The sequence below is a fragment of the Tunturibacter empetritectus genome (assembly GCF_040358985.1).
In the GTDB taxonomy this organism is placed as follows: Bacteria; Acidobacteriota; Terriglobia; order Terriglobales; family Acidobacteriaceae; genus Edaphobacter; species Edaphobacter empetritectus.
The window spans coordinates 2,680,006-2,706,960 of record NZ_CP132932.1; the positions used below are offsets into that span (position 1 = coordinate 2,680,006).

The window sequence follows — 26,955 nt, forward strand, 5'->3', positions numbered from 1 at the left end:
CTCCGTACAATAGGAACATCGTGACACTCGACTTTTTAGGCACTCTGCAGCGCACACTTATGTGCGGTGAACTTCGTATCGAACAGGACGGTCAGGAGATCGTCCTCATGGGGTGGGTCAACCGCCGCCGCGACCACGGCAACCTCATCTTTCTCGACGTACGTGACCGCAGCGGTATCACCCAGGTCGTGCTCGATAAAGAGGTCTCCACCGAGGCGCACGCCAAGGCCGAGGCTGCGCGATCCGAGTACGTGGTCGCGGTCAAGGGCAAGGTTCGCCGGCGCGGTGCAGGGCTCAAGAATCCCAACATGCCGACCGGCGCGATCGAGGTCGTCGCCAGCGAACTGCTGCTGCTCAACGAGGCCAAAACTCCTCCGTTCTCGCCCGCCGAAGATGCGATTGCGAACGAAGAGGTCCGGTTGAAGTATCGCTATCTCGACCTGCGGCGGCCACAGATGCAGCACAACTTCGAGCTGCGCAGCAAAGTCGCAATGGCGATCCGCAACTACCTAGTCGACCAGGGCTTTCTCGAAATTGAGACGCCCTTCATGACACGATCGACTCCCGAAGGCGCACGCGACTACCTCGTCCCCAGCCGCGTGCATGCGGGAAGCTTCTACGCATTGCCGCAGTCGCCGCAGATCTTCAAGCAGATTCTGATGATCTCCGGCTTCGACAAGTACTTCCAGATCGCGCGCTGCTTCCGCGATGAAGATCTTCGCGCCGACCGCCAGCCCGAGTTCACCCAGATCGACCTCGAGATGAGCTTCCCCCAGCAGGAGAAGGTCTTTCGCGTAGTCGAAGGATTTCTCACCGCCGCGTTCAAGACAGCTTCCATCTCTCTGACGACACCTTTTGTGCAGATGACCTACGACGACGCGATTCGCAACTACGGCATCGACAAGCCGGACATGCGACTGCCCGCGATGGTTTCTCTGACCGACGTGCTGACGCCAGAGCTGCGCGATTCGCTGAAGATCGAGAAGGACCTGCCGGTACTTGGATTCGTGATTCCCAAGGCGGGCACGCTCAGTGGAACGCAGAAGCGCGCGCTGGTGGAGGAGATCCGCGCAACCTTCGGCGACAGTGGTCTCGACCTTCTCGACGTGGCGCGGCTGAAGACCAACGAGGCCTTCGCTTCGCTGGCTGCGTCCATCGAAGCGAAGCTCTCAGACGAACAGACTCGCTTTGAAGCAGCCACGAAGCAGGTGGACGCTGCCGATCTGGTCATCGTAATCACCCCCAAACTCGGCACGCCCGCAAAGTGGAACCACGATCCGCAGTGGATCTACAAGCGCGTAGGCGCATTGCGCCTGCAGCTTGCGGCCAAATTCGCCGACAAACACAAGCTCTTCGAAAAGACCGGCACCGAAGCTGACTACAAATTTCTCTGGGTCACCGACTTCCCCATGTACGAGTGGGATGAGGAGACCAAAGTATGGAACGCCGCACATCATCCCTTCACCTCACCCCATGAAGAGGACATCAAAGCCGGCCGCCTCACCAACGATAAGGGCGCAGTGCGAGCCCTCGCCTACGACATCGTTCTGAACGGCACCGAACTTGGCTCAGGCTCGATCCGTATTCACCGCCAGGATGTGCAGGCCGAGATCTTCCGCTCGCTCGGCATGTCGGACGCCGAGGCGAAGCAGCGCTTTGGCTTCTTCCTCGATGCACTCGAGTACGGCACCCCCCCGCATGGCGGCATCGCGCTTGGCCTCGACCGCATCGTGATGATCCTCGCAGGCGCAACCAGCCTGCGCGAGGTCATTGCCTTCCCCAAGACGGCCAAGGCGATCGACCTGATGGTGGACGCGCCCACGCCGGTCAGCGATCAGCAGATGCGCGAACTGCACCTGAAGACGGTGACTAGAACTTAGAGCAACCTCCTCGTCGAGTAGAGTGGCGATAACTCACGAAAGCCGCTGTCTCAGATTCGAGACAGCGCACACCCGCGTTCGCCCGAGACCCCAGCCACCAAAACATCCCTTCCCGAAGCCTCCGGCCCACCCACATTCCAAAGTCAATCTCTGCATGGTAGACTCGCGTTTCCCTGTAACACGTGGGTCGCTTTGTGCATCTGACTGACGTGGTACGAAGCTCAGCCGCCTAACGCAGAACTCGGAGTCCGTAAGATTATGAGAGATACCCTTGGTGTTCTACTCGCTGGTGGTGCAGGCGAACGGCTCTTTCCCCTCACCCGCGATCGCGCAAAGCCTGCTGTCCCCTTCGCCGGCCAGTACCGCATCATCGACATCACCCTCTCCAACTGCATCAACTCCGACCTCCGCCACGTCTATATCCTCACCCAGTACAAGGCGCTCTCCCTCAACCGCCACATCCGCGAGGGCTGGGGCACCGTCGTAGCCAACGAGCTAGGCGAGTTCATCGAGATTCTCCCTCCCATGCAGCGCGTCTCCAAGTCCTGGTACCAGGGCACCGCCGACGCCGTCTACCAGAACATCTACTCCATCGGCTCCGAAGAGCCCAAATACGTCCTCATCCTCTCCGGCGACCACATCTACAAGATGAACTACGCCCTTATGATGCAGCAGCACGCCGACTCAGGCGCCGACGTCACCATCGCAACCCTTCCCATCAAGCCGGAAGAGGTATCTTCCTTCGGCGTCGTCGAAGTCGCGCGCAACGGAGAGGTCACCGGCTTTGAAGAGAAGCCAAAAGAAACCAAGCTTCGCTCGCCCTTTAACCCCGACATGGTCGACGCCTCCATGGGCATCTACATCTTCAACACCGACATCCTTCTCCCCGAACTCATCAGAGACGCCGAAGACCCAGACTCCAAGCACGACTTCGGCCACAACATCCTGCCCAACATCCTCGGCCGCGTCAAAATGCACGCCTACAACTTCGTCGACGAGAACAAGCAGAAGGCCCTCTACTGGCGCGACGTCGGTACCCTCGAGGCCTACTACGAGGCCAACATGGACGTCGCCGGCGTCACCCCTACCTTCAACCTCTACGACAAGTCCTGGCCCATGCGCACCCGGCCCTACCAGTACCCGCCCGCCAAGTTCGTCTTCGGCGAGCCTGGCCGCACCGGCATGGCCATCAACTCCATCGTCGCTGCCGGCTCCATCGTCTCGGGCGCAGTTGTCCGCAACTCCGTCGTCTCGCAAGACGTTCGCGTCAACTCCTACGCCGACGTCGACTCCTCAATCGTCTTCTCCCACGTCAACATCGGCCGCCACTGCCGCATTCGCCACGCCATCATCGACCGCGACGTCCACATCCCCGACGGCACCGTCATTGGCTACGACCCCAACGAGGACAAGAAAAACTACTTCGTCTCCCAGAGCGGCCTTACCGTCGTCACTCGCGATTATTCCGTCTACGAAAACCCAGTCTCCCCGGAGTTCCTCAACCGCGACGTCCCAGGCAAGCCCGTAAACGTAGGCCTAGCAGAATAAGAGGCAGTCTCATTCCCGACCAACGGGAGGACAACCTACGCCAATCAATCAAGACAAGGTATACAAGTCACGAAGTGACCGCCCCACGCGAAGTGGGCCCGTCCGGCAGGACAGGTGGCTGCTATTTGGCGCACTCAAAGAAGCAAAAAACAGGCCGCCCAATAAGGCGACCCGCTTCTCTTACGCTCAACTTAGCGACAACCTACTGCTTGCCAATCCGATACACCACGCCGCCGGAGACCGAAAAGAACTCCCGCGTCTCGGTCCCGAAGTGCTCCAGGATCAGATCCGGCGAAATCCGGATCGCCCAGTTCTTCGAGCGATTGAAGTCGATGCTCGCTCCCAGCGCCGCAATCGGCTTCGTACGGTTGGAGTAGAGGCCCGTAGCCGCGTACGCCTCGGCCTTCGACACCACCAGATCCTTAAAGCTGTAGTCAAAGGTTCCGTGAGACACGCCGCCGTAGCCATGGAAGTTCAACGCGGCATAATGGTTCCTGTACTTGGTGCGATACTGCGCGCCTGCCATGATCGTATTCAGGTAAACCAGTGGCCGGTTGTTGATGCCGGTACCGCCCGTCGTACTCGTCGGCCGGGTAATTCCCGAGTTCGCGAATACAGGTGTCGTTCCCGCATCGATCCGGTAGTCAACCCCTACTCCGATAGCCCGCGTAAACCAGTGATCTCCCGGCAGCCAGTACGTGCCCAGCACCTCGCCGCCGCCCAGGTTCATACGGTTGGGCAAAGACTGCCCAGCCTGGAAGTTCATAAAGTTCAGGCCGCCGTAGATCTCATACTTGTTGTCGTAGGTCGCCGGCGCCGCAAGAGCGATCTTCGTATTCGTGATCGGCACCGTGTTCTGCGTCGGCTGTGTCGCCGAAGACGAAGTAGCCTGCGCCCGGCTCTGCGTCCCGCCCGTCATCAGTAAACCCGCCGCCAACACTCCAAAGAAGGCGCGTTGCCCTGTCCTCCGCGCCCCGGTCAACTTCCATGCACCACTCGTCTTCAATCGCAACATCCGTCTCCGCATCTCTTCCAGCATCTGCAACTGCACTTCTTTCAGTTTTCTTCGTGCACTTACCCTGTGTACACATACCAAGATATAACGTTCAGCCAACATCTGCTTCGGCCGCTGCGGCGTATCTATCCATAGCGCGCACCTGTGCGACAATAGTGGGTGGCAGTCGGTGCATGTGCCAGGCTGCAGGGAGAAACAGTATGGGCGAACTATTTACACCAACACATCTCATCGTTATCGCCGTAGTTGTCCTGGTCCTCTTCGGTGGCAAGAAGCTGCCTGAGCTCGGCAAAGGCCTCGGCGAAGGTCTCCGCGGCTTCAAGGACGGGATGAAGGGCGTCAACGACGAGGTCAACAAGCCGACCGAGACAACCCACGCCGTCACTCCCAAGCCTGAAGAATCGGTCAAATAACGCAACCTCCTCCCGCGATACAACTCCTCTTGCTAAAAGCTAAGTCCTGTGTCCTGCCGGACGAGCGTCCTGCGCGGACGGCGGTCACTTCGTGACTTGTATACCGGTCTTGGCGGAATGAGCGGCACAGGTCCTCCCGTTGGTCGGCGTAGAATTCAGCTTGCGACCAACGGAAGCGCCAAGCGAAGCGGTAAACAAGTCACGAAGTGACCGCCGTCCGCGCAGGGCGCCCGTCCGGCAGGACAAAACGAGGGAACCATCCGAATGAAGATCAAATCCCCCTACCTCATCAAGCCAAACGCGCACATCCGGCTCACCAAAAAATCCACCTTAGACACCGGCAACTACAAGTCCGAGGAAGCCGCTGCAGCCGTCCTGGTCAAGCACCGCACCCAGCTCGCCGCCCTGCAGGACGTCTTCTACGCCAGCCAGACCAAAGCCCTCCTCATCGTCCTGCAAGGCATGGACACCGCCGGCAAAGACGGCACCATCAACCACATCTTCTCCGGCATCAATCCCCAAGGCTGCGACGTCGCCTCCTTCAAAGTCCCCACCCCGCTTGAAGCCCGTCACGACTTTCTATGGCGAGTCCACGCCCAGGTTCCGCCGCGCGGCATGATCGGCATCTTCAATCGCTCCCACTACGAAGACGTCCTCTCCCCACGGGTTCACAAGCTCATCTCCGAAAAGACCGTTCGTCGCCGCCTCGACAACATCAACACCTTCGAGAGCATGCTCGTCGACAGTGACGTCCTCATCCTCAAGTTTTATCTCCACATCTCACGAGACGAGCAGACCGCGCGCCTCCAATCCCGCATCGACGCCTCAAAAAAGCGGTGGAAGCTCTCCGAGGCCGACCTCCACGAACGCAAGTTCTGGCCCCAGTACATCGACGCCTACGACCACATCCTCTCCACCACCAGCCCCAAACACGCCCCCTGGTTCGTCATCCCCGCCGATAACAAGTGGTATCGCAACATCGCCATCTCTACCATCCTCGTAGACGTCATGCAAAGCCTGAAACTCAAATTCCCTGAGCCCACCATAGACGCCTCCACCATCAAGCTCTAACCGCTGTCGCTGTCGCGGCTTTCATTGCTGTTGTTGCTGTTGCTGGTGTTATTGCTGTTGTCTGTCCTCTTGTTTGTCATCCCGTAGGGATCTGCTGTTCGTTTTTGCAGTTGCAGTTGCCGCTGCACTTTCTGTTGTTCTTGCTGTTGCCGATGTTCTTGCTGTTGCCGATGTTCTTGCTGTTACCGTTGTTCTTGCTGTTACCGTTGCACTTGCTGTTGCTTCTGAGGTAGAGCAGGGCTTCAGCCCTGCGTCTAATCCCGCCGCGAAGCGGCCTCCTCTCTGCCGAAGGCCGGAGCGAAGCCCGAAGGGGCGAAGCGACAAAATATTGCCTTTGCCGTTGCTTGTTCTTATCTCCCTATCAGCCTAATTAACCCCACCCAGCTAAATCTACTAAACCGTAACCATCACCACCGCCGCCGCCGCCACAGCCATCCCCCAAGCCTGCCTCCGCGTGGGCCGCTCCCTCAACGTCCAAGCCGCCAGCAAAATCGTCGAAGCCGGATAAAGCGAAGCCAACACCGCCGCCACATCCAGCCGTCCCGCCCGCGTCGCCGCAACATAAAACAGATTCCCCGAAGTATCCAGCAGCGCCGTAGCCATCGCCCACAACACCACCGGCCGCGTCACCCGCACCTGCCCCTCGCCTTTCTTCGACCGAAGCGACATCCCCGCCAGCATCAGCGCACAAACCCCAATACTCCCCATCCTGGAGGTAGCCAGCGGCCAGATCACACCCGTCTTCGCCGCCGCCACCTTCAGCGCCGTGAAGTAAATCCCAAACCCCACGCCGCCGATCACCGCCAGCCAGAAGGTACTCCGGTCTGCCGGCTTCGCCTCAGCATTCTCCCCCGCAGCAATCAGCCAGATCGAAACCCCAGCCACCAGAAATCCAGCCAGCTGCAACATCCCCGGCGACCCCTCCCACGCCGCAGAAAACGCCGCCGGAATCGTCGCCGCCAGCAACCCGCTCAACGCCGCCGAAGCCCCCATCGCCCCGCGCGACAGCGCAATGTAAAAGCAAGCCAACGCAACCCCAGCAGTCACGCCTGCCACCACTCCCCACAGCAGCGCAGCTCCATGCGGAAACGCATCTCCCCGCGCCCACGCCGCCAGCACCAGCAAGCTGATGCTCGCGCAGTGACTCAGCAAAATCACCCGCAACGCCGCACCCATCGAGCCGCCGGCCCGCTTCACGCCCATGCCGCCCGCAAAATCCCCACCACCCCACAGCACTGCGGCAGCCAGCGCCAGCAGCGCATTTCCATGCACCATCATCTCCATCAGATTCCGATCAGGCCACGCGTCTTACTTGACCGACACAATCCCCGCAGGCCGCGAGTCGCCCGCCGTCGGGTAGTAGCCCTTCTTCGCGATCACCGTCAGGTTCGGCCGCATCACCTTCACCTCAAGCGTCCGGTACTTGCCATCGATAAACGGCTCATGCGTGTAGTAGCCGACCGTGTATTGCGTCCGCACCTCTTCCGCGATCTTCGCAAAGCTCGTCTCGATACCCTTCTGCCGGAACTCGCCATCAAAGTTTCCGCCCGTAGCATTCGCATACGCCGGCAGAATATTATCCCGCATCGTCAACGGCAGATGGATCCGATCCAGGAATCCAATCACCGGCAGCGACGAATCGCCAACCAGCGTTCCATACACCGCAATCTTGTTCGTGTTCAGATACTTCACCACCTGCGAAAACTTCGCCGTGCTTCCATACTCCCGTCCATCGCTGATTACATAAATAATCCGCCGCCGACCGGTCTTGGTCTTCGACAACGCCGTCGCCGCCGCCAGAATCGCATCGTTCAGCGTATGTACATCCCGCGGAACGTTCTGAATTCCCAGGATGCTCGTTCCATGAGTTGCATTCGTGTTCGGATCGGTATGGCTATCCTGCCCGCCGTTGATGCTGATGTTCTGCCCCAGCGGCCCCGTCGTGTCGTAGTAGATCGGCTCGCGCCCCGTCACCTTCGACCGCTCCAGCACCGCCTCCAGACGCGCACTCTGCGCCCCGGTAAAGTCCGTCTGCATCTTCGGCCCGTTGTTATACGTAAACACCGAGACCTCGTCATACGGCGTAAACGCCCCCTGCAGCGCAGACAGCGAGTTATTCACCTTCGCCATATTGTCGTAGGTCATACTCTGGTCGATCACCAGTGCTACCGACAGAGGAAACGGATCGACCGTAAACAGATCCAGCTTCTGCCGCAGGTTGTTCTCATACACCCGCACATCCCGCCACGTCAGCCCCGGCACCAGCCGCTGCTTGTTGTCCTTCACCGTAAACGGCACTTCCACAAAGTTGGTCTGCACCCGCAGCGTAAACTCCCCCGGCCCCTGCCCCGCAGCAGGAATCTCAGGCGGCGGTCCATCATCCTGCTTCTGCGCTGCGGTCTCCGGCAGCCTGCTAGGCACACCGCCATCCTGCGTGGGAGCCGAGTTATCTCCAGCCGACTCTGGCGTCGTCCCAGCACCGGGCGTCACCGGCCCAACCGGCAGCCCCTGCGGCCTCGGAGCATCCGGAATCGCCTGTGGCTTCGGCCCATCAGGAATCGCCTGTGAGATCGGCTGTTGCTGTGCTGCATCCTGCTGCGCCTGCGTCAGTGCCGGCTGTCCAGCCATCATGCACGCCAAAGCTCCCGCCAATATACCGTTCCTAACCAAGCGAAAATCCCCCATCTCTTCCAGCCGGGCCTTCATAACCCAAAGCTTCACGAACTAACAGACTATCAGCGCAACATCCCCGCCGCCATCCCCATCCCGCAGGACCCCAGTCGCACCGCCATGCCTTTGGACGCCTCATCCCCTCACAACGTTGCGCCCAGGTCGCCATCCCTCCCCAAACGCCTAAAGAAGCATCATCTTGACTGAAGCGATTGCTTTGACCGAACTGATTGCTTGTCAAAACGACCACGAACAAAGCTGGTCATTCTGAGCGCAGCGAAGAACCCCCGCATTTGCTTTTCGCCGTTGCTTGTCCTTATCCGCCGCCGCTCTTAAAATCATCAAAAAATCCGCACCATCCGCGCCAATCCGTCAGTCAGCCCTCACATTTTCCTCAAACTCACCCCCAACTTCGTCGTCTAATACGGTATGCGCCCCCTCAGCCTCGCCGCCGTCGCCCTCGCTCTCAGTCTCACCCCCGCCCTCCGCGCGCAGGAGGCACCCTCCCCCGGCGGCCCACCCCCCGCCAGCGACGCCGCCGCCCAGCCCGTCGACATCGGCGACACCCAGACCCTCAAAGTCAACGTCAACCTCGTCAACGTCTACTTCTCCGTCCGCGACAAGAGCGGCTTCATCACCAACCTCCACAAAGACGACTGCAGCATCTACGAGGACAAGGGCCTCCAGAAGACAAAAAACTTCACCCAGGAAAAAAACCTCCCCCTCACCATCGGCATCCTGCTCGACACCAGCGGCAGCCAGAAGAACGTACTCCCTCTAGAACAGCAGTCCGGAGCCGAGTTCCTCAAAGACGTCCTCACCCCCAAGGACGAAGCCTTCCTCATCTCCTTCGACATTAACGTCAACCTCCTCTCCGACTACACCAACAGCCCCCGTGAGATTAAACACTCGATCGACTCCGCCGAGATCAACACCGGCGCCGGCACCGGCTCTGTTACAGGCAACGGCACCGCCCGCGGAACGTTGCTATTCGATGCGGTCTACCTAGCCGCCCACGACAAGCTCCGCCAGGAGGCCGGCCGCAAGATCCTCGTCCTTCTCACCGACGGAGGCGACCAGGGCTCGCAGGAGACTCTAAAGACCGCAACCGAGGCTGCCCAGAAGGCCAACGCCATCATCTACGTCATCCTTATCGCCGACCGCGGCTTCTACGGCGGAGGCTTCGGCATCAACCTCGGCGACACCGGCGCACGCGACATGGAGCGCCTCGCCACCGAGACCGGAGGCCGCGTCATCAACGTAGGCAACAACGGCAAGAAGCTCGAAGAGGCCTTCGACCAGATTCAGGACGAGCTTCGTACCCAGTACCTCGCCAGCTTCACCCCCACCAACACCAAGATCGACGGCACCTTCCGCACCCTCAACATCACCTGCCAGCCCGGCCAAAAGATTCAGGCCCGCAAAGGCTACTACGCCATAGCCGACGCCCTGGGCAAAGACGACTAAGTTCCCGGCCCATCTTTGTTCTTGTGTCCTTGCCGTTGCTGCTCCCTTGGTTGTCCTTTTTGTTTGTCATCTTGTTTGTCATCCCGCAGGGATCTGCTTTTTGCCCTCCGCTTTCTACTGAACGCTCCCTACCCCTCACCACCGCCGTCATCCTGAGCGAAGTGGCTCACGGCACCATGTGAGCCACGCAGTCGAAGGATCCCCGTATTTCGTCGTTGCTGTTGTCGTTGCCTGTCCTTTTGGTTGTCATCCCCGAAGGGGATCGGCGTTGTCGCTGAACTTGGATGAAGCCGGACCAGTTTCACATCGGTCGCGCTGTGGGTGAACCGCTTTAGATCAACGCCAGACCGAAGCCGAGGCCGATGACGAGGACGGCGACCCAGACGACCCCGCCGCCCAGCTCAACCGCCAACTCAAACGCATCCGCAACGGAGAGCACATAGAAGTACTTCGGGTGCCCCTCAAAACCCGAAACTAATTTGCGCTGCTTTTTTTAGCGATTTTCCGCCCAAAAATCGCATGTCAAGCCCCATAACCACGCAACTCTTTACAAACCAACGACATCCGCATGGCATTTCGTTGGCTCCCAACCGCTATACTGAATACAGAGAGAAAGAGCAGCAGGCAAAGCGCGACAGCCAACTCCTAACTTATTGATAACAAGTATTTTGTGCATAACCGTTTTGTATTGAATACTTTGCAGACGCCACCCCTCTGTAAATCATTGAATACAAGTATTTTCCGCCCAAAATACCCACAAGGGGGAGGGGGTACCCCTCCCAACCAAGGAGCCAACTTGGAATACGTAAATCTCGGCAAGACCGGCCTCAAAGTCTCCCGCATCACCCTCGGTTGCATGTCCTACGGAGTTCCTCCCGCCGGACCGTTGCGCCCCGGAAGCCACGCCTGGGCCCTCAATGAAGCCGAAAGCCAGCCCTTCTTCAAGCAGGCCCTAGACCTCGGCATCAACTTCTTCGACACCGCCAACATCTACACCGTAGGCTCCTCCGAAGAGCTTCTCGGCCGCTTCCTCAAGGCCAACACCAAACGCGAAGACACCGTCATCGCCACCAAGCTCTTCAACGCCATGCGCGACGACCCCAACGCCCGCGGCCTCTCCCGCAAGCAGATCTTCTACGAACTCGATCAGAGTCTCCAGCGCCTCGGCACCGACTACATCGACCTCTACCAGATCCACCGCTGGGACTACGACACCCCCATCGAAGAGACCATGGAAGCCCTCCATGATTGCGTCAAGTCCGGCAAGGTCCGCTACATCGGAGCCTCCTCCATGTACTCCTGGCAGTTCGCCAAGGCCCTCTACATCGCCGACCTCCACGGCTGGACCCGCTTTGTCTCCATGCAGAACCACTACAACCTGCTCTACCGCGAAGAGGAGCGCGAGATGATGAGCCTCTGCCAGGCCGAAGGCATCGGCGTCATCCCCTGGAGCCCGCTGGCACGAGGCCGTCTAGCCCGAGCCTGGAACGCCGAGACCACTAAACGGAACGACACCGACCAGTTCGCCAAAGCCATCTACACCCCAACCGAAGAAGCCGACAAAAAGGTGATCGACCGCCTGGGAGAACTCGCCGAGAAACGAGGCATCTCCCGCGCCACCCTGGCCCTCGCCTGGATGCTCAGCAAGCCCTACATCACCTCGCCCATCGTAGGAGCCACCAAGCCGAACCACCTCACTGACGCCGCAGCCGCCCTCGAAGTCAAACTCACGCCGGAAGAGATTACCTCCCTCGAAGAACCCTACATCCCCCACCCAGTCGTAGGCTTCAGTTAGTCATGAAACTCCCGACCAACGGGAGGGGTACACACGTCACGAAGTGACCGCCCCACGCGCAGTGGGCCCGTCCGGCAGGACATAGTAGTACGCCCGTCCGGGCAGAACATGTAGAGAAAAAGAAAGAAGAAAGAATGCTGATACCTTCAATCGACCTCATGGGCGGCCGCATCGTCCAGCTAGTCCAAGGCGAAAAGCTCAAACTAGCCTTCGACGACTTCGAGTACTGGATCGAGCGCTTCCGAAAGTACCCTCTGGTCCAACTCATCGACCTAGACGCCGCCATGCGTCTGGGCAACAACCGCGCCCTAATCGAGATGATCGCCAAGCGCCTGCCCTGTCAGGTAGGAGGCGGCCTCAAAACCGCCGAAGACGGCAAGCTCCTCCTCGAAGCCGGAGCCAAACGAGTCATCTACGGCTCCAGCCTCTTCCGCCCGGCTGAACCCGACCACATCCGCCGCCACAAGCTCATCTATCTCGAGTTTGCCGAAGGCCTCAAGTCCGCCCTCGGCGAAGAAGCCCTTGTCTTCAGCGTAGACACCAAGGCCGGAAGAGTCGCCGTCAAAGGCTGGAAAGACTCGGTAGACCTCACCCCCGAAGAAGCCATCACCTGGCTCGAAGACTACTGCGCCGCCTTTCTCTACACCCACGTAGACACCGAAGGCACCATGCAGGGCTTCCCCCTGGACGTAGCCGCGATCCTCAGAGCGTGCACCGCCAAACAGTTAATCGTAGCCGGAGGCATCAAAGAACAGAGCGAAATCGAAGCCTTAGACGCCATGGGAGTAGACGCAGTAGCCGGAATGGCCGTCTACTCCGGCGCGATGGAAGCATAGCAATCATCATCCGACCAACGGGAGGACCAAGCGACCACCCGGGCAACGCAAGGTACACATCCCACGAAGTGGGCGCCGAATCGGGGTCCCCACAAACAGGTCTTCGTTTGTGGGGTGACTGAGCGTAGTGGGCCGTCCGGCAGGACAGAAGAGGTATTCCCTAGCAAGGGAGCCGAACCGGAACCCCAGCCCGCTGCAACTCCGCCTTCAACTCCCGCGAATCGGTCACCCCGAAATGAAAGATACTAGCGGCAAGCGCCGCATCTGCCCGCCCTCGCCCGAACACCTCAACAAAGTGCCCCGCAGTCCCCGCCCCACCACTCGCAATCACCGGAATCTGCACCGCCCCACTCACCATCGCGGTCAACTCACAATCGAACCCACCCCGCATCCCATCGGTATTCATCGAAGTTAGCAAAATCTCCCCCGCACCCCGCGACTCAGCCTCACGAACCCAATCCAAGACCCGCCGCCCCGTCGCCTTCCGCCCGCCACTCACAAAAACTTCTGCCTGCTCAATGCCAGCGCCTTCGATGCGACGAGCGTCAACAGCCACAATCACCGCCTGCGCTCCAAAGCTCCCGCCAATCTCCCCAATCAACTCCGGCCGCGCGATAGCGCTGGAATTGATACTCACCTTGTCCGCACCCGCATCGAACACCGCCGCAGCATCCTCCGCACTTCGAATCCCGCCACCGACCGTAAACGGCACAAACAGCGCCGCAGCCGTCCGCTTTACCGTATCGAGCAGTGTCCCTCGCCCCTCATGCGTCGCCGTAATATCCAGCAGCACAATCTCATCCGCTCCCGCCGCAGCATGACGATGCGCCAGCTCCGCTGGGTCCCCCGCATCGACGATGTCCACAAACTGCACACCCTTCACTACGCGTCCGTCGCGCACATCGAGACAAGCAATAATCCGCTTCGTCAGCATCGTCTATCCCAACCTCATCGGCGCAGCCGCTGGCACCGCCACCAACTCGCCCTCACAAACGATCCTGGCCAATGAGTCCCCATTCTCGATCACCGCACCATGCTCCACAAACCACTCCACCAGCAAACCCTGCCGCGGCGCGGGCACATGGAACTCCATACCCCCATCCGTCAGAGTACAAACCGCCTGTCCCGTCCCGACAAGCGATCCCGCCGGCACCAGCTGCTGCACAAACGTATAAGAAGGTTCTTCCGCCGCAATCTTCAACTCATACAAAAAAGGCATAATTCACAACTCCACAAAGTTCTTCAAAACCTGTAATCCCACTGCGCTAGACTTCTCGGGATGAAACTGCACGCCCATCACATTGTCTTTTTCGACCACCGCCGTAAACGTCCCGCCATATTCTGTAACTGCAGCAGTTGCATGAATCACTGGAGCACGCCACGAGTGAGTGTAGTAAACAAAACCACCACGCTCAACCCCGCGCAGCAATCTTGAACCAGCGCTCAACCTCTCCAGCGAGTTCCACCCAACATGCGGCGACTTCAACTCAACACCCTCAAACTGAGGAGGGAACCGCTCACACATCCCCGCAAAGTGTCCCAACCCAGCCGCCCCCGGAGCCTCGGTTGATCCCTCAAACAGCCACTGCAACCCAACACATATCCCCAGGAACCACGCACCTTTAGCAATCCTGTCCCGCACCGCGTCTTTCAATCCAAGTTCGCGCAACAGGGAAGTAGCCTGAAAGTGTCCGACCCCTGGCAGTATCACCTTTGCCGCTCCGCGCACCACTGCAGGATCCTGAGTCACCACCATGTCGCGCGCGCCAAGGTAGTTCAGCGTCTTCACCACGCTGGCCAGGTTTCCCGCTTTGTAATCGATAATCGCAATCATGACAGAGCCTTACTTGCCCATTTCTCATGGGTAAACACAAAATCAAAGCAGTCCCTTGGTACTCGGTAACATCTCTCTCATCCGCTCATCTCGCGAACAAGCTCCGCGCAACGCCCGTGCGAACGCTTTAAAGATCGCCTCGATCTTGTGATGATTGCTGCGTCCATACATCGTCTTCACATGAACGTTTGCCTTCGCCCCACGAGCGAATCCATCAAAGAAATCGGCCAGCAACTCGCTCTGGAAATCTCCGACTAAACGAACTTTCACTTTATCGTCGACAACATAAGCAACTCGTCCACTAAGATCCACCGCCGCGACAGCTAGCGTCTCATCCATAGCCATCACAAAGTATCCGGCGCGCATGATGCCTTTCTTATCGCCCAGTGCTTTGCCAAAAGCCTCCCCCAAAGCAATCCCCACATCTTCCACAGTATGATGCTGGTCGACATCGAGATCGCCTGTGCACTTTAGCGTCAGGTCGAACCCCCCATGGCGTGTAAATAACTCCAGCATGTGGTCAAAAAAACGAATCCCTGTCGACACCTTGTACACGCCCTGTCCATCGACGACGAGCTCCAACGCAATCTGCGTCTCGTTCGTATCTCGTTTTACCGTCGCCGTCCGAATGCGCTCCGCCATCACTCAAACTCCCTATCTTCACTGCCGACTTGCTGACTCGCCGACTCGCTCGCCTGCTCCTTCTTCCATCCAATCTCCTGCAGCGAGGCCTTCAGCGCCGCCAGTCCAAGCGTTACGTGGTCTTCGACCCCGATAGTGATACGCACAAAACCCACACATCCAGGATCAGTAGATCGATCGCGCAATAGAACACCGTGCCTTCTCATCGCGTCCACCAGCACCGCATGCCTTGGCCCAATATTCATCAAGACAAAGTTCGCATGACTGGGAAAGAAGGGAACCCCCAGCTCTCGCAGCCCTTCCATCATGCGCTCTCGGCCGGCACGAACTTGCTCGGCATACCAGGAAAGGTATCCCTCGTCGGCAATCGCAGCCGGCAGACAAGCCAGCGCTACTCCATTCACGTTGTACGGAGAAGACACCTTCCGCACACTCTTTAGAAGCTCTGCATTCCCAGCCAACATGCCAACGCGCAGATTCGCCAGTCCATAAGCCTTTGAAAACGTCCTGGCCACGATCAGATTCGGCACCGTCACCAGATCTTCCATCGTCGATTCGCCGTGAAAGTGATAGTAAGCTTCATCAACCATCACTACAGCCTGAGGCGCCGCAGCGGCGATCGCCAGTAGGTTCCCCCTGCTCACTGCAGCACCCGTCGGGTTGTTCGGAGAAGCAACGATAATCAGCTTTGTCTTCTCCGTAATGGCGGATATAAATCGCTGGAATGGAAACTCCATCGTCGCATCTGCCTGCACCTTTCGCAGATGAGGCGTCATCATTTTGATGCTCACGTCATACATAAAAAACGTTGGAGTGGCAATCAGCGCTTCGTCATCCGCCTCGAGAAACGCCACACACATCAGGTGAATCGCCTCATCGACGCCGTTCGTCAGTAGCACCTCTTCCGTTTTCAATCCGAAGTGCGTCGCGACAATTCTTTCCACCGGCTCCCTTTCGGGATATTTCGTCAGTCCCTCCGCCGTCAGCGCCAACAACGTCTCCATCACACGCGGCGAGGGAGCGAATGTGTTCTCGTTAAAGTCCAGGCGTAAAGCATCCCGTCCAGCGAGTGGCGGGTGATACTCCGGCATCTCTAATACTGCTTTACGCGGCTGAACAATATTTTTATCTGTAACCATATCGGTAGCAAGACTCATCTCATCCTCACCAGCACGCTCTCTGCATGCCCTTTCAGTCCCTCAGCTTCAGCTAGCGCAACTGCATGGGGTCCCATCTTCTTTAACCCCGCTTTCGTGTACTGCTGAACCGTAATCACTTTTACAAGATCCATCACACTCAAGCCTCCCCGGATTCGTCCGTAGCGTCCTGTAGGTAACACATGATTAGGGCCAGAGACATAATCTCCCATCGATTGCGGCGTGTACTCGCCAACAAAGATGGACCCAGCGTTGCGAACCCACTTCAGATCAGTCTCCGAGTCAACACTCAGATGTTCCGGTGCGAGCCGATTTGTCAGCTCTTGCGCATCGCGAACCGAAGATGTTACAAATATGCATCCCCGCGCCGCCAAGGACTGCTTTGCGATGGAATTGCTGCGCGCTCGCAGCTTCACCTCAACTGCAACCCTCTTGGCCAAAGCTTCTTTACTCGTGATCAGGACCGCCAGCGTCTCCGTGTCGTGCTCTGCCTGAGCAACTAGATCTGCCGCGATCCCCTCTGCGTCCCCAGATTCACTCGTCACTACAATCTCCGTTGGGCCCGCCGGCATATCGATCCCGCACTCATCCGAAACCAACACCTTCGCCGCCGTCACATACAGATTTCCCGGTCCAACGATCTTGTCGACGCGCTCAATCGCAGCCGTGCCATAAGCCATCGCCGCAATCGCCTGCGCCCCGCCAACTCGATAAAGCTCCGTCACCCCAGCCAGCCAAGCCGCAGCCATCGTCTCTTTTGCAGGCTTCGGCGAGCACACCACAATCCGTTCCACCCCCGCGACCTGTGAGGGGATCACCGTCATCAACAACGTCGAAGGCAGCGGATAGCGTCCCCCTGGCACGTAGCAACCAACGCTGCCCAGCGGCCGCACAATCTGTCCCGTCCTGACTCCATCTACTGGAGAGATCGTCCACTCCCGGGGCAACTGCGCCTCGGCGAACGCCAGAATATTTCCCCGCGCCACCATCATCGCCGCTTGCAGCGCTGGCGCAGTCGAATCCCATGCAGCCTTCATCTCATCACGAGACACCAGCAGCGACTGACCCTTTGCAAGCCCATCAAACTCCGCAGCGTACTTCAGTAAAGCTCGATCGCCCCCCCTACGCACCGCTGCGAGAATGCGTCGCACCACCGGCTCCACCCGCGCCGTATTCACAGCGCCTCGTCGTTCCAGCGACTCAATTAACGCATCCGCCGCAGCTTTGCCACGGCCAAAGGTCCTTACCAGCTTCATCACGCAACTCCAGAGACAAATCACTACCGAAACCAGGAACGATCTTCTTACAACACAACCTTACTCAGCGGATACTCAACAATTCCAGTAGCTCCCGCAGCCTTCAGCTTCGGAATCACCTCGCGAACCAACGCTTCATCCAAAATCGTATTCAGCGCAACCCACTCCTGATCGCTCAGCTGCGACACTGTCGGCGAATTCAACGCAGGTAATTCACCTACGATCTTCTCCAGATCAGCCTTTCGCGCATTCAGCATCAAACCGACCCGTCCCTGCGCAGCAATCGCTGCATTCAGCATCAGCGAGATATTCTCAATCTTCTCCCGCTTCCACGCATCTTTGTACGCCGTCTTATTCGCAATCAACTGCGTCTCGCTCTCCATCAGCGTCTCGATAATCCTCAGCCGGTTCGCCCGCAGCGACGAACCCGTCTCTGTCACCTCCACAATTGCATCCGCCAGCGTAGGAGGCTTCACTTCCGTCGCCCCCCAGCTAAACTCCACCGTCACCGGTATCTTCTTTTCGGCAAAGTAGCGCTTCGTAAACTCAACCAGCTCCGTAGCAATAATCTTGCCCGCCAGATCCTCCGGCTTCTGGAACGGCGAATCCTCTGGCACCGCCAGCACCCACTTCACCTTCTGCCGGCTTTGCTTCGAGTACGTCAGACTCGTGACATACTTCACGTCGGTCTCATTCTCAAGCACCCAGTCGTTGCCCGTCAGTCCAGCATCGAGCGCCCCATGCTCCACGTACCGCGCCATCTCCTGTGCCCGCACCAGCATGCACTCAATCTCCGCGTCGTCGATAGAAGGGAAGTAGCTCCTCCCGTTCGCGAAGATCCGCCAACCAGCCCGCTCAAACAGGGCAATCGTCGCATCCTGCAAACTGCCCTTCGGAATTCCCAGCTTCAGTCGCTTCGTCTCGCTCACTTCGCCTCCATTGCAATATTCTTCGTAAAGCAGCTCACCGTACCCTCGTGACAAACCAGCCCATCCCCTTCCACTTGCACCTTGAATAGCAGCGCATCGTTGTCACAGTCGGTCGAGGCTTCAATCACCCGCAGCCGATTGCCGCTCGTCTCGCCCTTCATCCAAAGCTTCTGCCGAGTCCGGCTCCAGAATGTGACAAACCCGCTCTCAAGCGTCTTCACGTAGCTCATCTCATTCAAAAAACCGAGCATTAGCATCTCCCCGGTCTTCGCATCCTGAACAATCCCCGGAACCAGCCCATCCATCTTTGCAAAATCTATCCTCACGGTATCGATCCTTTCTGTCTTCCTTGATGCATTCCCTGGCCGCGCCACGCAACAAAAAAGCCCGCTCGCGATATGCGCGTCAGCGGGCCTTTCGAAATCCTTAGTAAGCGTTCGTTACTTCGCCACTCCGGACATAGCCGCCAACACGCTCTCTGCGTGATGATGCGAATGGCCGTGATGGAGGTGCAACCTGCTCATCTCCCATTCAGGGTAGCGTTCAAGCCCAGAGAAGTCAAACCTTGGAGAAGTCAAACCGCACCAGCCCGACCGTAGCTTTAAAGTCAGCTCCCGAAACTTGTCCGTTGACGCAGCCCGTACACTCTCGTACTCTTCCGCTGTAAAGCATTCAGCCCAAAGTAGGAGATTCCAAGATGCTCAATCTGCGCCACAAACTTCTCGCCGCAGCACTATTGCTCTCCGTCGCCCCGATTTTCTCGGTCGCCCAGGGATCCAAAGCAGGCACACCCGCCGCAGCCGCAGCCACGGCACCGCTGGACATCAACACCGCCACCGCCGACCAACTCAAGGCCTTCCCGGGTATTGGCGATGCCTACTCCAAGCGCATCATCGACGGCCGCCCCTACACCGCAAAGAATCAGCTCGTCACCAAGGGCGTCCTCCCGCAGGCCACCTACAACAAGATCAAGGACCAGATCATCGCCAGCCACCCCAAGAAATAGGCGCACGTAGAACGCTACACGGACGGGCATCCAGGCAAGGATGCCTGTCTCTTTTAACCCTCTTCAACCCTTGACATCGCTGCTACCATCTCTCCAACTGGCCTATGCCCCAGAGATCCGCACGCCTCCAATACTTCTTTCTCGCCCTGGTAGCCGCGTTCGCGCTCCTTCATGCCTACGGTGCTGGAATTCGCGATTTCGACGTCCTGGTACATGGCCAGTCCATTGTGCAAGCCCCATTCGAAAGTGGCATGCGTTTGGCCACAACGACCAACCTCCGCGAAGAGGCTCTTGCCGCCGGCCTCAAACCCTTCGATACCGTGCTCACAATCAACGGCCAGCCGTACACCAGCCGCAGTATGCTTCTCGGTCAAATTCGTAGCACTTCGCCGGGCGACACAATGTCCATTACCTATCGCCGCGGCGCCGACGCAGCAATCAGATCGACGAGCATTCGGCTGGCTGCGGTCCAGTACAGGAAGCGGTCGCCCCTCGAAAACGCAATCAACGTGGTGGTCCCCGTACTGCCCTTCTTCTGTCTTCTCCTGGGTATGTGGGTGGTCTTTGCTCGTCCGAGAAATCTAAACGCTTGGCTGATTCTGGGCGTTCTCGGCTACTTCAACGCTCTCATCATCAACCCGACCCTGATCACCGGACCCTATCTTTTGGTCGTCGCTTTGATCTGGAACATCGTGGCTCAATCTGCCATGCCAATCTGCCTCATGTTCTTCGGGGTCTACTTTCCCGAGCGTTCACAACTCGATATCAAACTGCCCTGGGTCAAATGGTTCATAGCGATTCCGCTCATGCTCCTGACCTCCACGGATTTCATCGCCAACTACGGCGACATGTGGAGCTTTGCTTCGATCTCGTGGATAGCGCCTTATATCTTCGACATCAACGTAGCTGAAAATATCCTCAGCGCCCTGGCAATCAGTTGGTTCTTCTTTAATCTGGGTCCAAAGATCGGGCAGGCCACCGGAGATGCCCGCCGCCGCCTCCGCATCCTCTACTTTGGGGCTTCTATCGGTCTCACGCCGTTCTTTCTCGTTCTCCTGTACTCCCTCTACAAACGAACCGACTTCGGTCAGGGCATACCTGAGTGGGTCAATATCGCTGTATTCTTCATTCTTCTTCTGTTCCCGCTCTCTCTTGCTTACGTTGTCGTCGTACAGCGTGCAATGGACCTTCGCATCATCATCCGCCAGGGAACCCGCTACGCCTTCGCCCGCGAATCTCTCACGATGATAAGAGTTGCGCTTGCTATCTGGATGGCCTTCTCCCTCAACGACTTCTTCAGACACCCGGATCATCAGCGCAACGACATCATCCGCATCTTCCTCATCATCGGAGTCTTCTTCGCCTTCCGCTTTCTCCTCTCGAATCGCCTGCAAAAGATGATTGACCAGCGCTTCTTCCGCGAGGCCTACTCCACCGAGCAGCTCCTCTCCGAGCTCTCCGACGAAGCCCGCAACTTCACTGAAGTCACCCCGCTCCTCGAAACCATCACACGCCGCCTCGGCTCCACCCTCCACATCGACCGCATCGCCGTCTTCCTTCGCTCCGGTGATACCTATCATCTCGAGCTAGCCACCGGAATGCCCATGGTCGCCGGCGCAGCCCAGATCTTCTCACTTCCGGCGGCCTCAACCACCATCACCACACTCAGCCGCGCCAAAGCCCCTGCCAATGTCTATCGCGACGATCCCTCCAGCTGGCTCATCGACGCCACCGACGCCGAACGTAACGCCCTCAACGATCTCTCCACCGAACTTCTCGTCCCTCTGCCCGGCCGCACCCGTCTCGCCGGAGTCATCGCTCTCGGCCCCAAGAGCTCCCAGGAGCCGTACAGCAAAACCGACCGCCAGCTCCTCCAGACCATCGCCTCCCAAACCGGCCTCGCTCTTGAAAACGCCGAGCTATTTGAAAACCTCACCACAGAGGTCACTCATCGCGAACGCATCTCCCGCGAGCTCGAGATCGCCCGTGAGGTTCAGGAGCGCCTCTTTCCGCAGACTTGTCCCAAAGTCTCCGGCGTCGACCTCGCTGGCTTCTGTCGTCCAGCGCAGGTCGTCGGCGGCGACTACTACGACTTTTTTCTCCTTCCCTCAACCTCCGCAGACGAAGCTCCTCTCGCTCTCGCACTCGGCGACATCTCAGGCAAGGGCATCTCCGCCTCTCTTGTCATGGCTAGCCTCCGCGCCAGCCTTCGCAGCATCGCCGGCCTGCGGCAGGGTGATCTGGGTACTCTGATCTCCCGCGTCAACGACATGGTCTATGAGTCCTCCACCGCCAGCCGCTACGCCACCTTCTTCTACGCCGAATATGATCCCGTCAACCATCTCCTCACCTACGTCAACGCCGGACACAACCCGCCCTACGTCCTCCGTGGCGCCGAAACCATCGCTCTCGAAGCCACCGGAACGGTAGTAGGCCTTCTCGCTCACTCCGAATACTCCCAGGCCACCCTCCAACTACATCCCGGCGATGTTCTCCTCGCCTTCACCGACGGCATCTCCGAAGCCATGAACCACAGCGACGAAGAGTGGGGCGAAGACAACATGCTTGCCTCCGCCAGACACCTCCTCTCTCGCCCTGACTGCACCACAACCGCCGACCAGCTCCTCACCTGCATCTTCGACGCCGCCGACAAATTCACCGACGGCGCTCCTCAACACGACGACATGACCCTCCTCGTCTGCACCATCGGCCGCACCCACGCTTAGTCCGACCGCAAAAAAGACGCCCTCAATAAAAATTGATAAATCCTTCGTAATCCCACAGATGGGTTATAACCACCCTTCACTCTGCCTTCGCCGGCGCGACGAAATCAAGTAGAGTGAAGGTAGGGCAGCCAAAGTTCAACCGACACAGCACCGACGTCTCCTGATGTCCTTCTGGATTTAAATGGTTCGACGATTTATGTTCAACATCACTTCACTCGTCCGTCCCATCACCCGTGTCGTTGGAGCCGCAGCGCTCTTGCTCGCACTTACCGGTTGCGGCGCCATCATCAGCAGTACCCCCGTGCCCCAGCTGCGCGTCGTCACGGCCTCACCCGACGCTCCTAGACTCGATATCTACCAGGGCCCCAACGCACTCGCTCACAATCTCGGCTTCGGCACCGTCACCTCCTACATTCCCCTTTCGCCCGGCAACGAAACAATCGCCGCCAACACCGCCGGAACCAGGCAGGTCCTCTCCGCATCCAAGGCGAACTTCGCGACCTCCGGCCAGTACACGGTTCTGATCGGCAGCACCGCCGCCAGCCTGCAGCAGCTCACCCTCACCGACCAGAGCCAGCCCGCTCCCGCCGGCCAGATCGCACTCCGTTTCCTCAACCAGGCCACCCACTCCGGCCCCATCGACATCTACCTCGTCCCCGCCGGCCAGAGACTCGTCGCAGTCGCCCCCACAGTCACCAACACTCTCTTCGGAGCCAACACCGGCTACCTCAACCTCCCGGCGGGCGCCTACTCCTTGGTCGCGATGCCCGCCGGAACCATTCCACCCGCGCCACCTCTCGCGATCTACAACGGCCCCCAGGTCACCTATGCCTCAGGCGCGGCCCGCACCATCATCCTGATCGACCCGCAGCAGCCTTCCGCACCTGGCCTCCAGGTCATCACGGCCAGCGACTTTGATCCCGCCGCCAATTAGCCCCGGACCAGCACCGAACGACCCCCTACAAGCCTCGCGCATACCCTCAGAAAGCTCTAAAGTCGCGGCATTTAAAAAAATATACTTCTCCGTCTCACCACAACACCCGCAAAACCCCTGTGTCTATTCCCTCCGAAAGCGGCAGCAGCAAGATCGAAGCCGCCGCAGGAAGATCACAGGAGCGCCAATATGAGCTTTACCAAACTTGCCCTCATCGCCACACTCACTCTCGCCCCCGCTGCCATATTCGCGCAGACTCCAACCCCGGGCCAGAACGACTACAACATCAACCAGCGCAAAGGCGACCAGCAGCAGCGCATCGGTCAGGGTGTTCAGACCGGCCAACTCACTGCCGGCGAAACCTCGCACCTCGAGCATCAGGAAGCTGGTATCAACAGGGAAGAGCGTGGTATGCGCGCCCAGGACAACGGCCACCTCACCAAATCCGATCGCCAGACCATCCACCACCAGCAGAATCAGGAGTCCCGCCGCATCTACCGCGACAAGCACAACAACAAGGTGAGGTAGTGCACAACCCGCGCCTAGCGGACCATCTCGAGCAAGCCGTCCCGGTGATGCCCCAAAAATACGTCATCTCGACCGAAGCAGCGGACAGTATCATCGTCCGCTGCGCAGTGGAGAGACCCCCGTATTTAGTCTCTGCCCGCGACAGGAGTTTTCAATAACTGCAACCCTGAAGACTGAATCAAACCTGCTTCGTTCTCTCCATGCAGCAAAACAAAAGGGCCGCCGAGGAACTCCTCAGCGGCCCTTTGTTTCGTCTTGAAGTTTAGTACCGGTAGTGATCCGCCTTGTAAGGTCCTTCCACCGGAACGCTCAGGTAATCTGCCTGCTTCTTGGAGAGCGTCGTCAGCTTCACGCCGATCTTCTCCAGGTGCAGCCGTGCAACCTCTTCGTCCAGCTTCTTCGGAAGAATGTAGATCCCGATCTTGTAGGTATCCTTGTTCTTCCACAGATCAAGCTGAGCCAGCGTCTGGTTCGCAAAGCTATTCGACATCACAAAGCTCGGATGCCCGGTCGCACAGCCCAGGTTCACAAGCCGGCCCTCAGCTAGAACGAAGATGCTGTTGCCGTTCTCGAACGTGTACTTGTCTACCTGCGGTTTGATGTTCAGCTTCTTCACGCCCTTTAGCGCATTCAGCGGCTCCATCTGAATCTCGTTGTCGAAGTGGCCGATGTTGCACACGATCGCCTGGTCCTTCATCAGCTTCATGTGTTCCACCGTGATGATGTCCACGTTCCCCGTGCAGGTCACGTAGATATCGCCACGACCAAGAGTCTCCTCAATCGTCGTGACCTCATAGCCCTCCATCGCAGCCTGCAGCGCATTGATCGGATCGATCTCCGTCACGACCACTCGCGCCCCCAGCCCACGCAGCGAAGCTGCCGAGCCCTTGCCCACATCGCCATAACCGCAGACCACCGCAACCTTACCCGCAACCATCACATCGGTCGCGCGCTTGATGCCATCCACCAGCGACTCGCGGCAGCCATACAGGTTATCGAACTTCGACTTCGTCACCGAATCATTGACGTTGATCGCCGGAACCAGCAGCGTGCCCTTCTCCAGCATCTTGTAGAGCCGGTGAACGCCCGTTGTCGTCTCCTCGGAGACGCCGCGCCACTCCTTCGCCACATCCTGCCAGCGTGTCGGAGTCTCCGCATGTACCTTCTTCAACAGAGCTTTGATCACATCCTCTTCGGTCGAGCTCGAAGGCGAATCAACCCACTGGTCCTTTGCTCCGGCCGCGGCACCCTTCTCCAACTCGACGCCCTTGTGGATCAGCAGCGTCACATCGCCGCCATCGTCGATCACAAGCTGCGGCCCCAGCAATCCACCCTTGCCGTCAGGGAACTTCAGTGACTCATTCGTGCACCACCAGAACTCCTCCAGTGTCTCGCCCTTCCAGGCAAACACCGCCACACCCGCCGCCGCAATCGCAGCCGCTGCATGGTCCTGGGTCGAGAAGATATTGCAGCTCGCCCAGCGAACCTTCGCGCCCAGCGCTACCATCGTCTCAATCAGCACAGCCGTCTGGATCGTCATATGCAGCGAGCCGGTCACGCGAACGCCAGCCAGCGGCTTCCCCGCGGCATACTTGTTGCGGATCGACATCAACCCGGGCATCTCCTGCTCGGCGATCTCAATCTCCTTCCGGCCAAAATCCGCCAGAGAAATGTCGGCTACCTTGTAATCCGCCCCTGCTGCTGCCTTATCGACTGTCGCTGTCGCCATGTCTAAAAACCTCAAAATGCTGAATTTTTACTTACTCCAGAATACCATCGCAGCTTTTCTCCCTTATGAAATAGGCGCAGTAGCGATTTGCCCTATCGAACTCTTCCTGAGTCTTTTCAGTGAGATGACCAGGCCTGGACTTGTCACCCAGAATTTCGGCAATCAATGAGCAACAAAACTCATAAGGCAGGAATGCTTAGCGATCATTTAACAATCGGCGTCTGTCGATTCCTAGCCACCAAAGCCAGCCCCGCCGCACCAAGAGCCATGGCACTAATCAAATAAAGTCCGCCGGTAAAGCTCTGCGTAGCATCCCTCAGCCGCCCGGTCATATAGGGGCCCGCAAATCCGCCTACGCCACCCACCATCTGCAGAATCGCCACAGCCCCCGCCGCCGCTGTCCCACTCAACATGCTTGTCGCCAGCGTCCAGAACGGCCCCATCATGCTCCAGAGCCCAATAGCCGCCAGCGTCATTGCACACAAAGCCACAACCAGCGCATGTGCCCAAGCCGCCCAAGCAAACCCCACCGCCGACAACGTCAGGCACCCAGCGATATGCCATCGTCGCTCCTTCCGCTTATCCGAACTCCACCCCACCACCACCGTCATCGCCGCCGCAGCAAGATAAGGAAACGTCGCATACCGCGCGATCAAAATTGCATCCCTGTCCCCACCATGCGAAAAGCTCTGCAGAATAAGCGGCATCCAAAGGTTCACGATATACACGCCCACCTGGCTCACAAAATAAACACCCGCCAGCACCCACAAAGCTGGCAGCCGAAACGCATCGAGCAGCCGATGGTGTGTCGAAGCACCAGACAGCTCCTTATCCCGCTGCAACTCCCCCTCAAGCCATGTGCGCTCTTCAGGCCGCAGCCAACCCGCATTCGCCGGTCCATCCTTTAGCACAAACAAAACCGAAATCCCCAGCAGCACCGTAGGAACTCCCTCCGACACAAACAACCACTGCCACCCTGCCAACCCACCCACACCATCCAGCTTCAGCAGATAACTCGACAGCGGTCCACCCACCACTCCCGCCAGCGACGTCGCCGTCATAAACTTCGCCACCGCCCGCGCCCGCTCCTGTGTAGGAAACCAGTACGTCAGATAAATAATCATCCCCGGAAAAAATCCCGCCTCACTCACCCCCAGCAGAAACCGCAGCACATAGAACGACTCCTTCGAGTGCATAAACATCATGCAGGTCGAGATCACACCCCACGAGATCATGATCCGCGCAATCCATATCCGCGCCCCCACGCGCGTCAACATCAAATTGCTAGGCAGATCGAACAGCACCGACCCCAGAAAAAAAATCCCCGCGCCCGTCCCATACACCGTGTTGCTGAAGTGAAGATCCCGCTGCAGATCATAAGCAGCAAATCCCACATTCACCCGGTCCAGATAAGCCACAATGTAAAGCAGAAAAATATAAGGAATCAGCCGCCAAGTAATCTTCGAGTAAAGCGCCCGCCCATCCACCGTCGCCGTCGATTCCATCCCGATCCTTTTCG

At 58.5% G+C, this 26,955-nt stretch carries 24 protein-coding genes; 11 read left to right on the top strand and 13 right to left on the bottom strand.

Translation table 11 applies throughout. The annotated features are described in order from the left end of the window. Nucleotides 1-59: 59 nt before the first annotated feature. Both aspS and glgC read left to right on the top strand, forming a co-directional pair. Complete coding sequence (gene aspS / locus RBB75_RS11040) at nucleotides 60-1,880, top strand: aspartate--tRNA ligase (RefSeq protein WP_434557156.1); 1,821 nt, start codon at nucleotides 60-62, stop codon at nucleotides 1,878-1,880. A 255-nt stretch (nucleotides 1,881-2,135) separates the two neighbouring features. After that, nucleotides 2,136-3,428, top strand: coding sequence for a glucose-1-phosphate adenylyltransferase (gene glgC, locus RBB75_RS11045; protein WP_353070381.1), 1,293 nt, complete (start codon nucleotides 2,136-2,138; stop codon nucleotides 3,426-3,428). Nucleotides 3,429-3,630: 202 nt separating this feature from the next. On the opposite strand, the gene RBB75_RS11050 is transcribed toward glgC, so the two are convergent. Then, nucleotides 3,631-4,467, bottom strand: coding sequence for a hypothetical protein (locus RBB75_RS11050; protein ID WP_257031010.1), 837 nt, complete (start codon nucleotides 4,465-4,467; stop codon nucleotides 3,631-3,633). A gap of 176 nt (nucleotides 4,468-4,643) precedes the next feature. On the opposite strand from RBB75_RS11050, the gene RBB75_RS11055 reads away from it, so the two are divergent. Together RBB75_RS11055 and RBB75_RS11060 are read left to right on the top strand one after the other, a co-directional pair. Then, nucleotides 4,644-4,856: a Sec-independent protein translocase subunit TatA/TatB gene (locus RBB75_RS11055; protein ID WP_179636638.1), complete on the top strand. Its 213-nt coding sequence runs from the start codon at nucleotides 4,644-4,646 to the stop codon at nucleotides 4,854-4,856. Between the two features lie 264 nt (nucleotides 4,857-5,120). Further along, entirely contained in the window at nucleotides 5,121-5,927 is an 807-nt protein-coding gene (locus tag RBB75_RS11060) for a PPK2 family polyphosphate kinase (RefSeq protein ID WP_179636639.1), read from the top strand. A gap of 393 nt (nucleotides 5,928-6,320) precedes the next feature. Here the strand turns inward: RBB75_RS11060 and RBB75_RS11065 are convergent, their stop codons facing one another. Beyond that, entirely contained in the window at nucleotides 6,321-7,211 is an 891-nt protein-coding gene (locus RBB75_RS11065; protein ID WP_179636640.1) for an EamA family transporter, read from the bottom strand. A 24-nt stretch (nucleotides 7,212-7,235) separates the two neighbouring features. Further along, nucleotides 7,236-8,558, bottom strand: a complete 1,323-nt coding sequence (locus RBB75_RS11070) for a VWA domain-containing protein (protein ID WP_179636641.1) — start codon at nucleotides 8,556-8,558, stop codon at nucleotides 7,236-7,238. Nucleotides 8,559-9,026: 468 nt separating this feature from the next. Here RBB75_RS11070 and RBB75_RS11075 point away from each other — a divergent pair, with 468 nt between their 5' ends. The 3 genes from RBB75_RS11075 (at nucleotide 9,027) to RBB75_RS11085 (ending at nucleotide 12,695) form a co-directional block, all read left to right on the top strand. Then, the gene (locus RBB75_RS11075; RefSeq protein ID WP_353068119.1) at nucleotides 9,027-10,064 is read left to right on the top strand and encodes a VWA domain-containing protein; all 1,038 of its coding nucleotides are present in this window, start codon (nucleotides 9,027-9,029) and stop codon (nucleotides 10,062-10,064) included. Nucleotides 10,065-10,860: 796 nt separating this feature from the next. Further along, nucleotides 10,861-11,859: an aldo/keto reductase gene (locus RBB75_RS11080; RefSeq protein WP_353068120.1), complete on the top strand. Its 999-nt coding sequence runs from the start codon at nucleotides 10,861-10,863 to the stop codon at nucleotides 11,857-11,859. A gap of 134 nt (nucleotides 11,860-11,993) precedes the next feature. Continuing rightward, on the top strand, nucleotides 11,994-12,695 hold the full coding sequence (locus RBB75_RS11085) for a HisA/HisF-related TIM barrel protein (RefSeq protein ID WP_179636645.1): 702 nt from the start codon (nucleotides 11,994-11,996) through the stop codon (nucleotides 12,693-12,695). A 160-nt stretch (nucleotides 12,696-12,855) separates the two neighbouring features. On the opposite strand, the gene hisF is transcribed toward RBB75_RS11085, so the two are convergent. Genes hisF through hisI form a run of 8 tightly spaced genes read right to left on the bottom strand, consistent with a single transcriptional unit; the run spans nucleotide 12,856 to nucleotide 18,848 of the window. Continuing rightward, the gene (gene hisF / locus RBB75_RS11090; protein WP_353068121.1) at nucleotides 12,856-13,629 is read right to left on the bottom strand and encodes an imidazole glycerol phosphate synthase subunit HisF; all 774 of its coding nucleotides are present in this window, start codon (nucleotides 13,627-13,629) and stop codon (nucleotides 12,856-12,858) included. Between the two features lie 3 nt (nucleotides 13,630-13,632). Further along, nucleotides 13,633-13,914, bottom strand: coding sequence for a biotin/lipoyl-containing protein (locus tag RBB75_RS11095; protein ID WP_179636647.1), 282 nt, complete (start codon nucleotides 13,912-13,914; stop codon nucleotides 13,633-13,635). Between the two features lie 3 nt (nucleotides 13,915-13,917). Next, entirely contained in the window at nucleotides 13,918-14,529 is a 612-nt protein-coding gene (hisH, locus tag RBB75_RS11100) for an imidazole glycerol phosphate synthase subunit HisH (RefSeq protein WP_179636648.1), read from the bottom strand. A 42-nt stretch (nucleotides 14,530-14,571) separates the two neighbouring features. Further along, nucleotides 14,572-15,171 carry an imidazoleglycerol-phosphate dehydratase HisB gene (gene hisB / locus RBB75_RS11105; RefSeq protein ID WP_179636649.1) on the bottom strand — a complete coding sequence of 200 codons (600 nt, stop codon included), beginning with the start codon at nucleotides 15,169-15,171 and terminating at the stop codon, nucleotides 14,572-14,574. Beyond that, nucleotides 15,171-16,328: a histidinol-phosphate transaminase gene (hisC, locus tag RBB75_RS11110; RefSeq protein WP_353068122.1), complete on the bottom strand. Its 1,158-nt coding sequence runs from the start codon at nucleotides 16,326-16,328 to the stop codon at nucleotides 15,171-15,173. The genes hisB and hisC overlap by 1 nt, the downstream gene beginning before the upstream one ends. Continuing rightward, nucleotides 16,325-17,584, bottom strand: coding sequence for a histidinol dehydrogenase (hisD, locus tag RBB75_RS11115; RefSeq protein WP_353068123.1), 1,260 nt, complete (start codon nucleotides 17,582-17,584; stop codon nucleotides 16,325-16,327). Before hisD ends, hisC begins: the two co-directional genes overlap by 4 nt. A 47-nt stretch (nucleotides 17,585-17,631) precedes the next feature. Then, nucleotides 17,632-18,513, bottom strand: a complete 882-nt coding sequence (gene hisG / locus RBB75_RS11120) for an ATP phosphoribosyltransferase (RefSeq protein WP_353068124.1) — start codon at nucleotides 18,511-18,513, stop codon at nucleotides 17,632-17,634. After that, nucleotides 18,510-18,848 (bottom strand): phosphoribosyl-AMP cyclohydrolase, encoded by a 339-nt coding sequence (gene hisI, locus RBB75_RS11125; protein WP_353070382.1) that lies wholly within the window; start codon nucleotides 18,846-18,848, stop codon nucleotides 18,510-18,512. The genes hisG and hisI overlap by 4 nt, the downstream gene beginning before the upstream one ends. 362 nt (nucleotides 18,849-19,210) lie before the next feature. On the opposite strand from hisI, the gene RBB75_RS11130 reads away from it, so the two are divergent. From RBB75_RS11130 to RBB75_RS11145, 4 genes are all read left to right on the top strand, one after another. Continuing rightward, on the top strand, nucleotides 19,211-19,519 hold the full coding sequence (locus RBB75_RS11130) for a ComEA family DNA-binding protein (protein ID WP_179636653.1): 309 nt from the start codon (nucleotides 19,211-19,213) through the stop codon (nucleotides 19,517-19,519). Nucleotides 19,520-19,770: 251 nt separating this feature from the next. Next, complete coding sequence (locus tag RBB75_RS11135) at nucleotides 19,771-22,245, top strand: PP2C family protein-serine/threonine phosphatase (RefSeq protein ID WP_353068125.1); 2,475 nt, start codon at nucleotides 19,771-19,773, stop codon at nucleotides 22,243-22,245. Nucleotides 22,246-22,426: 181 nt separating this feature from the next. After that, nucleotides 22,427-23,179 (top strand): DUF4397 domain-containing protein, encoded by a 753-nt coding sequence (locus RBB75_RS11140; protein ID WP_353068126.1) that lies wholly within the window; start codon nucleotides 22,427-22,429, stop codon nucleotides 23,177-23,179. 189 nt (nucleotides 23,180-23,368) lie between these two features. Beyond that, nucleotides 23,369-23,707, top strand: coding sequence for a hypothetical protein (locus RBB75_RS11145; protein ID WP_353068127.1), 339 nt, complete (start codon nucleotides 23,369-23,371; stop codon nucleotides 23,705-23,707). Nucleotides 23,708-23,969: 262 nt separating this feature from the next. On the opposite strand, the gene ahcY is transcribed toward RBB75_RS11145, so the two are convergent. Together ahcY and RBB75_RS11155 are read right to left on the bottom strand one after the other, a co-directional pair. Continuing rightward, nucleotides 23,970-25,436, bottom strand: coding sequence for an adenosylhomocysteinase (ahcY, locus tag RBB75_RS11150; RefSeq protein WP_353068128.1), 1,467 nt, complete (start codon nucleotides 25,434-25,436; stop codon nucleotides 23,970-23,972). 203 nt (nucleotides 25,437-25,639) lie between these two features. Beyond that, entirely contained in the window at nucleotides 25,640-26,941 is a 1,302-nt protein-coding gene (locus RBB75_RS11155) for an MFS transporter (protein ID WP_353068129.1), read from the bottom strand. Between the last annotated feature and the right edge of the window lie 14 nt (nucleotides 26,942-26,955).

What these genes read in the sequence shown, in the direction of transcription:
- RBB75_RS11085 (WP_179636645.1), top strand. Translation starts at nt 11,994, where the DNA reads ATGCTGATACCTTCAATCGACCTCATGGGCGGCCGCATCGTCCAGCTA.
- hisF (WP_353068121.1), bottom strand. Translation starts at nt 13,629, where the DNA reads ATGCTGACGAAGCGGATTATTGCTTGTCTCGATGTGCGCGACGGACGC.
- RBB75_RS11095 (WP_179636647.1), bottom strand. Translation starts at nt 13,914, where the DNA reads ATGCCTTTTTTGTATGAGTTGAAGATTGCGGCGGAAGAACCTTCTTAT.
- RBB75_RS11130 (WP_179636653.1), top strand. Translation starts at nt 19,211, where the DNA reads ATGCTCAATCTGCGCCACAAACTTCTCGCCGCAGCACTATTGCTCTCC.
- hisC (WP_353068122.1), bottom strand. Translation starts at nt 16,328, where the DNA reads ATGAGTCTTGCTACCGATATGGTTACAGATAAAAATATTGTTCAGCCG.
- RBB75_RS11140 (WP_353068126.1), top strand. Translation starts at nt 22,427, where the DNA reads ATGGTTCGACGATTTATGTTCAACATCACTTCACTCGTCCGTCCCATC.
- hisB (WP_179636649.1), bottom strand. Translation starts at nt 15,171, where the DNA reads ATGGCGGAGCGCATTCGGACGGCGACGGTAAAACGAGATACGAACGAG.
- RBB75_RS11135 (WP_353068125.1), top strand. Translation starts at nt 19,771, where the DNA reads ATGCGTTTGGCCACAACGACCAACCTCCGCGAAGAGGCTCTTGCCGCC.
- hisH (WP_179636648.1), bottom strand. Translation starts at nt 14,529, where the DNA reads ATGATTGCGATTATCGATTACAAAGCGGGAAACCTGGCCAGCGTGGTG.
- RBB75_RS11065 (WP_179636640.1), bottom strand. Translation starts at nt 7,211, where the DNA reads ATGGAGATGATGGTGCATGGAAATGCGCTGCTGGCGCTGGCTGCCGCA.
- hisD (WP_353068123.1), bottom strand. Translation starts at nt 17,584, where the DNA reads ATGAAGCTGGTAAGGACCTTTGGCCGTGGCAAAGCTGCGGCGGATGCG.
- RBB75_RS11055 (WP_179636638.1), top strand. Translation starts at nt 4,644, where the DNA reads ATGGGCGAACTATTTACACCAACACATCTCATCGTTATCGCCGTAGTT.
- RBB75_RS11155 (WP_353068129.1), bottom strand. Translation starts at nt 26,941, where the DNA reads ATGGAATCGACGGCGACGGTGGATGGGCGGGCGCTTTACTCGAAGATT.
- RBB75_RS11050 (WP_257031010.1), bottom strand. Translation starts at nt 4,467, where the DNA reads ATGCTGGAAGAGATGCGGAGACGGATGTTGCGATTGAAGACGAGTGGT.
- RBB75_RS11145 (WP_353068127.1), top strand. Translation starts at nt 23,369, where the DNA reads ATGAGCTTTACCAAACTTGCCCTCATCGCCACACTCACTCTCGCCCCC.
- RBB75_RS11070 (WP_179636641.1), bottom strand. Translation starts at nt 8,558, where the DNA reads ATGATGGCTGGACAGCCGGCACTGACGCAGGCGCAGCAGGATGCAGCA.
- aspS (WP_434557156.1), top strand. Translation starts at nt 60, where the DNA reads ATGTGCGGTGAACTTCGTATCGAACAGGACGGTCAGGAGATCGTCCTC.
- RBB75_RS11060 (WP_179636639.1), top strand. Translation starts at nt 5,121, where the DNA reads ATGAAGATCAAATCCCCCTACCTCATCAAGCCAAACGCGCACATCCGG.
- ahcY (WP_353068128.1), bottom strand. Translation starts at nt 25,436, where the DNA reads ATGGCGACAGCGACAGTCGATAAGGCAGCAGCAGGGGCGGATTACAAG.
- RBB75_RS11075 (WP_353068119.1), top strand. Translation starts at nt 9,027, where the DNA reads ATGCGCCCCCTCAGCCTCGCCGCCGTCGCCCTCGCTCTCAGTCTCACC.